The sequence below is a fragment of the Streptomyces sp. CA189 genome (genome assembly GCF_056428985.1).
Genome location: NZ_JBWJVM010000003.1, coordinates 48,420 through 60,844, shown reverse-complemented (window position 1 = coordinate 60,844; position 12,425 = coordinate 48,420). Strand labels below are relative to the sequence as shown.

Sequence of the window (12,425 nt, the reverse complement as noted above, 5' to 3'; positions counted from 1 at the left end):
TCCGAACCTGTGGGCGGCCACACCTGAACCACAGAGCCACGGGAGTAGGCGGCGATCCAGACACGGACGTCGCGGTGAGGCTGCCGAAAGATGTTGAGACTCCGACCAAACCCATGGGGGACGACGGCCTCCCCGGAAACATCGAACAAGATGGCCTTCGTCACCGTCCAGAGCGCCAAGCGCTGCTGGTCAACGCTCATGGCGACGATGCTCGCCCAGCACCAGTCGGCCGCGGTGCTCGCACGGACGGTCTTCGCCGACCTCCCCGAGGTCCACTGGCTCCGCGAACTGCGAACCTGCCTGTTCCACGAGTTGCTGTTGCGCGGGGTGGACCCGGACGAGTTCCCGGCCCTGCGCCCCGGCCGGCTGTTTCCCCTGGACTGGCTCCCCGACCGCCGCCGCGCTCTGGAGACCGAACCCGACTTCACGCGCCATTCCGTGAACGGCTCGTCCAGCGGCGTGAAGAGTGGCCTGCCCGGGCACGGCCGTCTGGATCCGCCGACCCCCCGGCCGACCGGGGCATCACCGCTGCGCAACGCCGTGACGGTGGACGAGCACGACCTCATCGTCACAGCCGCCGAAGACAACTGGGGCTACGCCGAGGCCTGGGTCTTCCGGGCGGACCAGCCCATCACTCCCGCCCAGGTGCCCGCCCTGCTCCCCACCCTGCCGATGGAGTGCGTCGCGGACCTCGGACCCGCGGGCCGCTACGAGATAGCCGCCCGCCCCGTGGGCGACATCTGGTCCCTGCTCTTCGCCACCGCTGCCATGGGGGGCTTCGGCACCTCCGGCAGGTACGGGGCCTGGGGCCGGCTCTCCAGGCATGGCGCTCACTGGCAGGCCTGTGCGGCCTCCCGTTCCACACGAGCGCGGGGGAGGTGGAACGCCTCGCCGAGCAGTACACCTGGTTCCACTTCCAGACCGACGCCACGTTCTTCCATAACGACGGCGACGACTACGGCATCGCGGCCCTCTCACCGGACGGCCTCCGCCTCGCCGTCCTGGCGGCCACGGACACCGACTAGAAGAGGCCGGTGCGCCTGTGGTGCATGAGGTTCTCGAGGATCTCGCGCAGCCAGGGGTTGCGGACAGCCGGCAACCGGACCAGCGTCTGCTCGAAGGTTCCGGCGTCGGCCCGGAACGGGTAATGGTGTCGCGGTGCGGTCGGGTCGTCGCGGAGTACACCGACGTGCTGGTGGTCGGCGGGGGCTGCGGCCGCCTGGAGCGCGGCTCGTGCCGGTGCGCGCACGGTCCTCATCGAGCGGGCCGACCGGGACAGGGACAAGGCCTGTGGTGACGCGCTGATCGGGGACGCGCTCGTGGCGCTGCGGGAGCGATCGGATTCGCGCCCGGAGCCGCCCCGGGACCGGTTGCCCCCGCTGCGGGGCTGGAGGGGCTGTCCGTCGCAGTGTTCCGGATCGACCAGGGCGAAGCCACCGTGTACGAGGGCCACGTACCGGGCGGCTGTCTCGTCGTACCCCGCGCCCAGGGCGCTCATCCTGGTCGATGGCTCTCTCCCCGAGCCCTGGCCCCGTCTCCCTGAACCGGCTCCCAGGGCAGCGCCGGCCCCTTCGACGCACCAGGACGACTGGCGCATGCACCGCGCTCACGGCAGACCATGCCCGAGCCACTCCAAGGACAGAGTCATCGTCAGCGGAACTCGTCGAGTGCTCCGGCGTAGACCTGAGGGCCGGCGCCAACCGGAGAAGTCGGTGATGCGAGCGCCGACGGCAACACCGGGACCAGTTGGGGCACGCTACCTTTTCTAACACCAAATCAGACACAGGGGTTGGGTCGTGCAAACGGGGAATTCCCTAACGAGGCGTCATCGGCAATGTGGTTGCCAACTCGTCTGCAACTGCTGGCATTTGGCGAAACTCGTATGATTGTGAACCTGTCAATTACTCGTAACATGCGCAACGTTGCAAAAACGTGACTGTTCGATGGGTGCGCAAATTCCCGAATTGTCCGATCTTCATGATGTTCTAATGATCAGGTCGCCAGGAGGGCCCAATTGCCCGTCCAATCGAAGCAGGCGACTCGCTAAGACTGCGCATTCAGAAAGACGGAGCGCGGTTGGGTGCATGGGAAATCGGAGTAGGCGAACCGCGCTGCTGATGCGGCGTCAGTGGGTTTGCCGACGGTTGTTCTGAGTCGCAGTACGCACTCTTCCCTGCCCACCTAGACCGATCTACTCGCTCAATGATGCGCCCTGAAGGGCACATGACCATGGGTTTCACGAAGTCTCTTTTCCTCACGGCTGGGGCGGCTGCTGCCGCAGCAACCCTGATATCCGCTCCGATGGCCCACGCGGAGTCGGGTAACACCGCCTACGACCACCACTGGAGTCCAGAAGCCTGCAAGGAGCCCGGCTACTCGACCTACAAGTTCGCTCTGTACTACAACTCGAACTTCATGGGCTCATACCGCAATATGGGGTGGAGCGTCTGGAATTTCGGCGATGAGCGGTACTACGGCACCAGCGCGCAGCCGCTCAAATTCTGCGTGGTAGGCGCGAGTGCGCCCGCCCCCGGATCGGGTCTGGGGCTGAAGAACAATGCCGCCTCGGCCGAGAATCGGCATCCCACCCTCATAGCCGACGTCTTCTACAACAGTGGCTACAAGGGTGCCATGGATGACATCGCGTGGGGGCGCAATCTCACCAACACAAAGAACAACAATGCGTCGTTCCGCTGGCGCTAGTGAACAGGGTCTAGATTAGGTTGAGTTAAACGGAAATCGCCGTTTATCAAGAGCCTCTGAAGTCCCTGCCGCCCTCACTAGCTGCGGGGGGATTTCGGTGGTTCTTGAAACGTGTCTGCTCTGAATTTTGCGTTCCTTGAATCTCCAGGACGGTGCAACGCTATGCGCTCCTTGACTTTTTCCCGGACCCGATCGGCTACGGTCCTCCCGGTCGCTCTGGCCGCTGCTGTCCTTGCCGGCTGCTCGCCGTCATCCAGCTCGGCGACCGGATCTTCCCCGTCGCTTCGCGCGGTGCCCAGCCGAGCATTCAGTGAGACGGATCCCGCGACGTGGACCTTGCCCATGGAGGCATACCTGCCGTCGGATGCCGAACGGAGCCAGCTGACCAAGGCGAAGGCCATGCTTATCGGTGACTGTATGAAGCGGGCCGGCTTCCCCCAGTGGTATCCAGCGCCTGAGCTCCCGAAGGCCGGACCTAAAACGCTGACCGACTGGCGCTACGGAATTCACGACAGCGAGCTGGCCCAGAGGCGTGGATACAAGGCCGATGAGGCTGAGGAAGCGGCCTATGACGCCGCGGTGAACAAGAGTGCCGTCGACGGGACGTCACCCGAGGGTCCCGACGGCAAGGCGCTCACCGTGTGCATGGGAGAAGCGCGCAAGAGGATCGGCGGAGGGCCCTCCACGTACGGCGACGAAGCGCAGAGGCTGGGGAACGAGGCATTTATCCGGTCCAAGGAGGTCAAGGAGGTAGCCGCTGCGTTCCAGGCCTGGTCGTCGTGCATGAAGGAGCAGGGCTACAACTACAGGCAGCCGCTGGATGCGAGTGACGACCAGCGGTTTGTCGGCCGGGACGTGACCGCCTTGGAGATAGCGACAGCCACGGCGGATATCACCTGCCGGGACCGCACTCATGTGGCCAAGATCTGGTGGGAGGCCGAGGTCGAGTTGCAGACGGCTTCCCTTGAGGAGAACGCCGAGATGCTGGACAAGGCTCGCAAGGACCTCGACGCCTCGATCAAAACTGTCGCTGCTGTGCTTTCGGGCGAGAAGTAGGGGCGCGAGACCATGGTGGAAGAGCCGGTCATGACGGACGCATCAACGAATGAAGGGGGGCCGGGACACAAGCGGGTCACTCCTCCGCGTGGTGGCCTGGTTCGTAGGCGACGGATCCTGGGCGGTGTGATCGTCGGTACGGTGATCCTGACCGGGGCCGGGGCAGGAGCGGCCGCCCTGCTCAAGTCTCCGGCTCAGGTCGCGGCGGAGAAGGCCCCGCCCCCCGCCGACATACTGACCGCGCCGGTGGAAGAGAGAGTGCTGTCGGCGTCGTTGGTCACCCGTGGAAAGGTGGTCGCGTCACAGAAGGTCGACGTCATGTCGGCCGGGCTGAGCGGCGCTGACACCATTCGGCCAGTGGTAACCAAGGTGAAGGTAAAGCCGGGTGACATCGTGAAGCCTGGAACAGTGCTCGCGGAAGTCGCTGGACGACCGGTGCTGGCTCTGCACGGGTCCTTGCCGGCCTACCGGAATCTGACGGCGGGGGCAGTAGGGCAAGATGTGGTGCAGCTGCAGAAGGGACTTGCCCAGCTCGGCTACCGCCGCGGCGCGGATGCTTCGGGGACCTTCGGGTCCGGCACCCAGCAGGCATTGAAATCCCTCTACACCGCTGCCGGTTACGCCGCACCGTCCTCAGCTGGAATGAAAGCTGATGCGGGTAAGGCCGATGGTGACAAGCCAGGTGAGCCGCAAGACAAGAGCATCCCCTCTGGTGCCAGGACAGGCACGCAGCCCACGGTGATGCTGTCGGCGTCAGAAGTAGTGTTCGTATCGGAGAGCCCTGTCCGGGTCGAGTCGGTCGAGGCCGTCGTGGGCTCCACGGCAACCGAGCGGCTGATGACGGTCACTGCTGGAGCACTGGCCGTCGATGGGACGCTGGAGAACTATCAGAAGGAAATGGTGCGTCCCGGACAGAAAGTTGAAATCTTTTCTGACCGGACCGGAGAACGGGCAGTGGGCAAGGTGGCATCGGTTGGGCCAGCCCCCACACCTGCGGGCAAAGATGCCGCACCAGCCACGGGAGTACCGCAGTATCAGGTGAAGATCACTCCCGACAAGCCGCTGTCAGGCGACTTCGCGGGCCAGGACGTTCGCCTCACCATCAGTGCCGCCTCCTCCGACGGAGAAGTTCTGGCTGTACCGGCAGCAGCAGTCTCATCGCGAGCAGACGGCCGCACCACCCTCGATGTCCTGACCGAAGAGGGGAAGCAGACCCGTGTGGAGATTCGCACCGGGATGACCGGGGACGGCGCAGTCGAAGTCATCCCCGTGTCCGGCAGTCTCGTACCCGGCGACCGAGTTGTCCTCGGCGTAGGTCAGGGACCCGCTCCCGCTGATGGCAAGCCGTGACCGGAATCCACACGGCGCCCGTGATCGAGTTCCGCTCGGCCGCACTTACCTATCCCGGGCCTCCGTCAGTCCCTGCTCTTCTTCCCTGCGACCTGACCGTGCAGCGTGGTGAATACGTCACCATCGTGGGCCCCTCCGGATCGGGAAAGTCAACCTTTCTCAACATCGCCGGCCTACTCGACACCCCTACTTCCGGTACCTATCTTCTAGACGGCATCGATACCACCAGCATCAGAGACAAGCAACGGACGACTCTGCGTGGATCCCGCATCGGATTCGTTTTTCAGGCTTTCCACCTGCTGTCACACCGAAGCGCCCGTGAGAACGTAGAACTCGCCATGATCTATCAGCGGATTCCCCGCTCCCAGCGGCGCACCCGAGCCGAGGCCGCGCTGGTCCGTGTGGGCCTTTCCCACCGCTTGGATGCCCTGCCGACCCGACTCTCCGGCGGAGAGCGCCAGCGGGTGGCCATCGCGCGTGCACTGGTCACCGAACCTTCGTTGCTTCTGTGTGACGAGCCCACGGGAAACCTGGACACCGCGACAGCCGAGTCAGTACTGGAACTCCTCGACGAACTGCACGCCGACGGGGCGACGATCGTGGCCATCACGCATGACCCACAGGTGGCAGCACGAGGCGGGCGAACCATCTCGATCCGCGACGGCCGACTTACCGACCCCGACTCCAGGGGTGTGTCCGCATGACCGGAAGAAGGCGCAACCGTGCCGCCGTCGGCAAGGCGTCGATCGGCCGCACCTCGGGGCTTTCGTCACGCGATCTGCTGTCCGAAGCCCTCGCGGGGGTATTGCAACGGCCTGCTCGGTCCGCCCTCACCGCTCTTGGAACCGTCCTGGGCGTGGGCGCGTTCATAGCCGTGCTAGGACTCACCGGAACTGCCGCGTCACAGATCGACGGCCGGTTCAGCCAGCTCACTGCCACCGAAGTCACCATCCAGGACACGGGTGGCAAGGACTCTGCTCTCGTCCCCCTGGCCTTTTCCCCAGACGCCGACGAACGTGTCGGCGCGCTGAACGGGGTCACCGCAGCCGGCGTCTTCTGGAACGTACGTCTGCACAAGGAACAGAGCATCACCACGTCGCTCGCAAGAGGGGCCAATGGGGACAACGGTGAGCGGCCGCAGGTCACCGCGGCCTCCCCGGGAGCCCTCCAGGCGGCAGGTCCGCACATGCGCCAGGGCCGGACCTTCGACACCTTCCACGAGAAGGAACGCCAGCAAGTGGCTGTCATCGGCTCGGCCATCGCCACGCGGCTGGGCATCACCGACGTTTGCAACAGTCCGGCGATCTTCATAGGCAGCACGCCCTTCACCGTCATCGGCATCCTGCAAGACGTCGACCGCAAACCCGACCTGCTGATGTCAGTCATCGTTCCACGGGCCACCGCCGAACGAATCTGGGGCCCACCCACCGACGAGCGCGCCACCATGCTCGTATCCACCCGACTCGGTGCCGCCGGCCAAGTCGCCGGCGTTGCAGCGCTCGCGCTGCGCCCCGACCACCCCGAGTACTTCAAAGCCCTTGCTCCGCCTGACCCCAGGACCCTGAGGTCAGGTGTCGGAGGGGATCTGAGTTCCCTCTTTCTCATCCTTGCCGGTGTGTGTTTGGTCATCGGGGCGGTAGGAATTGCGAACACCACACTGGTCGCCGTCATGGAACGGACGGGCGAGATCGGCCTGCGCCGCGCCCTCGGCGCCCGTGGCCGCCACATAACGTGGCAGTTCCTCGCGGAGTCCACCGCCTTGGGCCTGATCGGGGGCCTGATCGGCACGTCCATCGGAACCGCCGTCGTTGTCGGTGTATCCGCCGCTCGTAGGTGGACGCCCGTACTCGACCCCGCGACCCTGGCGATGGCGCCCGTTCTCGGCATCGCTACCGGACTCCTGGCAGGCCTCTACCCCGCCTGGCGAGCCGCCCGGATTCCTCCGGCGGAGGCCCTGCGCCGCTGAGGCCGGATACCGGACCGCAGTGTCGAGCCGATTCCAGAGGTACGGCCCTATTCCGGCATGCCCAAACCAATGTCCTGCCCATGGGCAGGGTGCAATCACCGGTCCAATTTGCACTCACAAAGTGTATGTCTGATAGGTCGCCACATTCAGCGTGCGTGCCCAGCATCAGTGGGGCTTTGTGCTGCAATTTTCTCCATCTACTGATCAAGGAAATCTCTTGAAACTACGCGTAGGAAGGCGTCGCGCATCAGCCGCAGCGCTTGTGAGTACCGCGCTCATATGCGGCCTTGTTCAGAACCAGGCGTGGGCCGATCCGGTGCAGCTGGATGCAGCCGCAGCCGCAACGGACCCGTCCCAGGTCCCGGCCGCCGACCGGGCGAAGGTCTTGGGAAAGGGCTGGAAAGCCTCGACCGACCGGGCCTGGACCACCAGCGGTGATGCCGCCGGTTTCCATGTTCTGGTGGCCGACCAGAAGGCCGGCTACGGCTGGCGCACAGCAGCGACGCTTGCCGAGCCCGGCTTCGATGCCGACATGTGGATCGGTAATGCCTGTGTCACAGGTTCGGGCAAGCGGGCCGTGGTCGCGTACGCGCCGCGCACGTTCACGAACAAGCCCGAGCTCATGGCGCGGGGCGCCTTCACCGCGGTGGTGGACCTGGATTCGGGAGCGGTCACCAAGCTGGATCGACAGGCGTCGCTCGCCTACTTCAGCCCGGGCTGCGGCACCGGTGAGAGTGCGATCCTGACGCAGGCCGGCGGGGACACCAAGAACCAGACCCGGCTGCTGACCGTGGACGCGGCGGCGGGCAAGGTCAGCCGGACCACCGAGCTGGCCGGTCAGATCACCTCCGCCATTCCCGTCGGCAACGACATCGTTGCGGCGGACTCCGCCCGCGTGACCCGGATCGACGCGCAGGGGCGGCGTACTCCGCTCGCTCGTACCGACCAGGTGCCCTTCGGTCTCAAGAGCGACGCCGAGGGCGGCCTGGTCTACATGGACCGACCGGCCGGATCCAAGGACAAGGGCGAAGTCAAGCGCCTCACCGCGGCGGACATCAGCCGTGGCAACGCCGACCGGACGAAGCCTGCGGTCCTCGCACGCGGCATCCTGGCAAAGATGGACGTGACCGGCAGCGCCGACGGTACGGTCGTCATCACGGGTGAGACCCAGGCAGCGGATCGGCTGCCCAAGACGGTCCAGCGCCGCCCCGACGTCCCCAAGGACTCCCAGGTCACCACCGGCGCCAAGGCGCTGGTGACTAAGGTGGCATCGACAGGTGAGGGAGACCCGCGCAAGCAGGACGACCTTTCGGCCACGACCAGGAAGATCAGCCTCAAGGTTCTGGCCACGGGCAAGGACGCCGAGTTCACGGTGACGCCTGCGGCACCCGTCGACACGGCCGCCGAGGGCACGGCTGTCTCACCCGCCCTGGGCTCTGCGGCAACGCAGAGGTCCTCGCTCGCGGCGCCGATGTCCGAGCGGGTCGCGGAGGACGAGCGCTATTGCGCCGTGGCACGCAACGACCCGGCGAAGCAGGCCATGCAGCCCAAGCCCCGCCAGGTGGAGTGGGCAGCCGACCAGATCGTCAACGGGACCCTGGACAAGAACGTCTCCCGGCCGGCGAACTGGAAGAACCTGGGAATGCCCGCGTACCAGCCGCAGACCCTCTTCCCCCGTCTCGGCCTCAACGGCGGGGGCCGGATCCCCGTACAGGTCCTCCTGGGCATCACTGCCCAGGAATCCAACATGTGGCAGGCCTCCCGCGTCGTGGTACCCGGCGTCACAGGAAACCCGCTCATCGGCAACTACTACGGAATCAAGTACGCCTCGAACGGTCAGCAGACCGATCCCTGGGGCATCAACTGGGCCGAAGCCGACTGCGGCTACGGCGTCACCCAGATAACCGACGGCATGCGCATGCACGGAAAGGAAAAGGACGGCGAGGTCGCCACCCTCACCACCCTGCAGCAGGAAGCAGCGGCGCTCGACTACACCGCGAACATCGCCGCGGGCCAGCGAGTGCTGGCCGACAAGTGGAACACCACCAACCATGATGGGCTGACCGTCAACAACGGCGACCCCAAGTGGATCGAGAACTGGTTCTTCGCCCTCTGGGCCTACAACTCCGGCTACTACCCCAAGGCCGCGGCCGGCAGCAACGGCGGACTGTGGGGAGTGGGCTTCACCAACAACCCGGCCAACCCGCTCTGGAAGGCCAACCGCACCCCGTTCCTCGAAGGTCCCTCCGGCGCCGACGACTACTCCCAAGCCGCCCACCCCCAGGACTGGCCCTACCAGGAAAAGGTCATCGGCTGGGCCGCACGCCCCCTCGAAGGGTTGGAGTCCCCCGGCAAGATGGTCTCGGGCTTCCGCGCCGCCTGGTGGACCAACAACGCCCTGCGCAGCTCCGCCAAGCCGGCCGAAGGCCTGTTCTGCACCTCGGCCAACAACTGTGACCCGAGCAAGATCGGCCCGGACGACAAGAACGACCCGGGCCTCGGCGCCTGCAACCGCGAGGACCTCAAGTGCTGGTGGAACCAGCCGGTCACCTGGAAGGACTGCACCAAGGCCGAGTGCGGCAACGAGCTCATGCGGTTCAACGACACCTACAAGGAAGAAGCCGACGGAACCGCCTACCCGCCCAACTGCACCACCGCAGGCCTGCCGGCCAACGCCATGGTGATCGACGACGTCCCGGACGGCACACCGATCCACCGGCCGAACTGCTCCCAGCCCAAGGCCAACAGCGGCAGCTTCGACCTCGACTTCGCCACACCCAGCGCGAAGATCGACTTCCAACAACTGGGCGCCGGCTACGGCGGAAACTTCTGGTTCGCCCACACCCGCAAGGACGACGCCCAAGGCCAGCGGATGAAGGTCACCGGCACCTGGACACTCGGCAGCAAGCTCAGCAGCGCGGCCAAGGTCATGGTGCACCTGCCCGACCACGGCGCACACACCTTGAACGCCAAGTACGAAGTGACCACGGCGAAGGGCGTACGTACCCGGACGGTCGCACAGAAGGGAAGCACCAACCGCTGGGTCAGCATCGGAGCCTTCCTCTTCGACAACGTACCCACCGTCAAACTCGCCTCGACCACTCCTGACGGAACAGGTGACGAGGACATCGCGTTCGATGCCATCGCAATCGTCCCGATCAACGCGCAGTACGTCGAGCGGAGCCTCACGGCAGCCTCGATCTTCGACAGGAACCAGAATCTCAACGGCAACATCCCCAGCACCATCAAGACCCCGCTGCGAACGATGAAGACCCTCTATGACTGGGGCCTCTCCCGCAGTGGTGACCAGGAACCGAACTGGGAGGACAACAACCTCTCGGACATAGGGATCCAGCACTTCCCGAGGTGCGCACAGGCAGGCCAGTTCCCGAGCGTCGACGTCTGCACCGGCCAGAACACCTTCGACGCAGCCAAAGCCTGGCACCAGGACGTGGTCGCCGGCGGCTTCACACCCCGCGCGGACGGCGGAGTGCCCGCGATGTCCATTCCGCAATGGATGGGCATGTCCAACAACCGCCCCGACCCCGGGAAGACCGCAGCAGAGGCGTACCAGAGCGACAACTCCTACAAGATCAAGACTGACATCACGGCGAGCTACCTCGTGGACGACGCGGGCTCGATCATTCCGGACACGCAGTACGTCGACGGTGACGTCCTGGTCGGCAACGCGCACCTGCCCGGATTCGTCGTCAAGATCATGAAGGCCATCGAAGCAGACTACGGAATCCCCCTGCCCGACGTCTCCTACCACGGCAGCGACGCCCTGCACTGGGGCGACGATCGTCAGGTCGACCCGCTCGGCCACGGCGACGTACCCGGACTGGCCTACAAGCCCCACCTCCGCGGCGGCCGAGTCAGCACCGACGGCAAGTGCGTCGACGCCCGCTTCGTCGGCGGCGGAGTCCATGGCTACCGAGCCATGGTCGCCAACAAGTCCGTCGACACGAACGTCAAGGCATGGCTGGACAAGGTCAACAACAATTCCCAAACACACGCGGGCGTGAGGCGCTGGGCTGGCGACATCTACAGCATGTTCTTCAAGAATGAAGGACTGTATGACGGAGACGACTACAACACCTTCGGAAGCACCATCGGCAACGCCCCGCCGATCTGGCAGGACATAGCCGTGGCCTTCTGCACCGACGGCAGCGTCAAGCCTACGCACCTGGGAGGCGGCAACGGCGACGCCAACCCGGCCAACGGGATCGTCTACCAGAGCTACATGCCTGACCTCTACGTCTACGTCGACGGAAAGATGACCGACAACCTCGGCCGCCCGTCCAACTCGCGTGTCCAGGTCGGCGACTGGGGGAACTTCTCCAACATCCCCGGCTTGAACAGCGACAAGGGCAACGCGTACGGAAAATGTGATACCGCTGTTCGTGGAAATGGCGGCAACCCGTGGAACGTAGGAATTCCATTCCCCATCGTCGGTGACCCCACCGGTGTGACACCGAACCGGGTGGTCCACTGCGACGAGCCCGCAGCGTACTTCACGGAGACGTACACTCCTTAATCTAGGCGACACATGACTGTGAGGGGTGCGCCGTTAGGCGCACCCCTCACAGATCTCTCGGAGGTGAATCCAATGGCACTGGGCGTTCTCGTTGTTCCTCTGATCCTCGCCTTCGCCGCGCTGGCTGCATGCGTTGCCATCGCATATTTCAGACCGAAGGAGCAGCGAACTGGCTGTCTCCTGGTATCAGGTGGCCTACTGCTCGCAGTCGTGCTCACCACGGCCATGCTTTTCATCGCCGAAAACACCCCCTAAAGGGTGGCGCAGGGCCAGGTAAAGACTCCGACCCGGGATCGAAATATCAGGCCGCGGCGATGAGTTCGCCGACCACCCGCACGGCGGCGGGTACGACCCGGTCGAGCCGGTGGGCGTGGAGCACCACCTCGGCAACACGCACAAGCCCAAATGCGTTATGGACTTGTTCAGTGCCCTCCGGGACGACTACGGCATCGCGATTCCGGATCTGAGCTACACGCGGGGGCGGTCTCGCGAGCCCGGCCACGGGCTCCATCTTCACTCAGGCGCCTCCGATCTGGCAGGAGCTGAACTTCAAAGCATGTGCGGACGGGAGCATCCAGGGGAACAATCGACCGATCCTGCGCTACAGCCACATGCCGGATCAGTACCTGCATCACAACGGTTCCGCGATGGGCGTGGACGGAAAGGCAAGCAACTCGGCGTCACCCGTGAACAGGGGCGACTTCGAACGGTTCAGCCGGGCACCCGACCCGAACGACGACTTCCCTCTGTGGGCCAACCCGTTTGGCCGCAGCTAGTACTCCAGCCGTAGTTCGTGATCTCGATCGTGAGGGG

At 65.1% G+C, this 12,425-nt stretch carries 8 protein-coding genes and 1 pseudogene; 8 read left to right on the top strand and 1 reads right to left on the bottom strand.

The window, feature by feature from the left end:
- Positions 1-90: 90 nt before the first annotated feature.
- Together AC061S_RS03795 and AC061S_RS03790 are read left to right on the top strand one after the other, a co-directional pair.
- A pseudogene (locus AC061S_RS03795) lies at positions 91-807 on the top strand (DUF6183 family protein); the annotation flags it as partial.
- Positions 741-1,025 (top strand): DUF6183 family protein, encoded by a 285-nt coding sequence (locus tag AC061S_RS03790; protein ID WP_478684549.1) that lies wholly within the window; start codon positions 741-743, stop codon positions 1,023-1,025. The pseudogene AC061S_RS03795 and the gene AC061S_RS03790, both read left to right, overlap by 67 nt.
- Here the strand turns inward: AC061S_RS03790 and AC061S_RS03785 are convergent.
- Entirely contained in the window at positions 1,022-1,498 is a 477-nt protein-coding gene (locus AC061S_RS03785; RefSeq protein ID WP_478684373.1) for a hypothetical protein, read from the bottom strand. The genes AC061S_RS03790 and AC061S_RS03785 overlap by 4 nt on opposite strands.
- 731 nt (positions 1,499-2,229) lie before the next feature.
- Between AC061S_RS03785 and AC061S_RS03780 the strand changes: the two genes are divergently transcribed.
- From AC061S_RS03780 to AC061S_RS03755, 6 genes are all read left to right on the top strand, one after another.
- Complete coding sequence (locus AC061S_RS03780; protein WP_478684372.1) at positions 2,230-2,703, top strand: hypothetical protein; 474 nt, start codon at positions 2,230-2,232, stop codon at positions 2,701-2,703.
- A gap of 342 nt (positions 2,704-3,045) precedes the next feature.
- Positions 3,046-3,759, top strand: a complete 714-nt coding sequence (locus AC061S_RS03775) for a hypothetical protein (RefSeq protein ID WP_478684371.1) — start codon at positions 3,046-3,048, stop codon at positions 3,757-3,759.
- 126 nt (positions 3,760-3,885) lie between these two features.
- Positions 3,886-5,109: a peptidoglycan-binding protein gene (locus AC061S_RS03770; protein ID WP_478684370.1), complete on the top strand. Its 1,224-nt coding sequence runs from the start codon at positions 3,886-3,888 to the stop codon at positions 5,107-5,109.
- The gene (locus tag AC061S_RS03765) at positions 5,106-5,813 is read left to right on the top strand and encodes an ABC transporter ATP-binding protein (RefSeq protein ID WP_478684369.1); all 708 of its coding nucleotides are present in this window, start codon (positions 5,106-5,108) and stop codon (positions 5,811-5,813) included. Before AC061S_RS03770 ends, AC061S_RS03765 begins: the two co-directional genes overlap by 4 nt.
- Positions 5,810-7,075 carry an ABC transporter permease gene (locus tag AC061S_RS03760; RefSeq protein WP_478684368.1) on the top strand — a complete coding sequence of 422 codons (1,266 nt, stop codon included), beginning with the start codon at positions 5,810-5,812 and terminating at the stop codon, positions 7,073-7,075. The genes AC061S_RS03765 and AC061S_RS03760 overlap by 4 nt, the downstream gene beginning before the upstream one ends.
- Before the next feature lie 316 nt (positions 7,076-7,391).
- Positions 7,392-11,612, top strand: coding sequence for a golvesin C-terminal-like domain-containing protein (locus tag AC061S_RS03755; protein WP_478684367.1), 4,221 nt, complete (start codon positions 7,392-7,394; stop codon positions 11,610-11,612).
- Positions 11,613-12,425 lie beyond the last annotated feature (813 nt).

Excerpts from the sequence above, each read along its gene's own strand:
- AC061S_RS03785 (WP_478684373.1), bottom strand. The coding sequence starts at position 1,498 with ATGAGCGCCCTGGGCGCGGGGTACGACGAGACAGCCGCCCGGTACGTG.
- AC061S_RS03780 (WP_478684372.1), top strand. The coding sequence starts at position 2,230 with ATGGGTTTCACGAAGTCTCTTTTCCTCACGGCTGGGGCGGCTGCTGCC.
- AC061S_RS03775 (WP_478684371.1), top strand. The coding sequence starts at position 3,046 with ATGGAGGCATACCTGCCGTCGGATGCCGAACGGAGCCAGCTGACCAAG.
- AC061S_RS03760 (WP_478684368.1), top strand. The coding sequence starts at position 5,810 with ATGACCGGAAGAAGGCGCAACCGTGCCGCCGTCGGCAAGGCGTCGATC.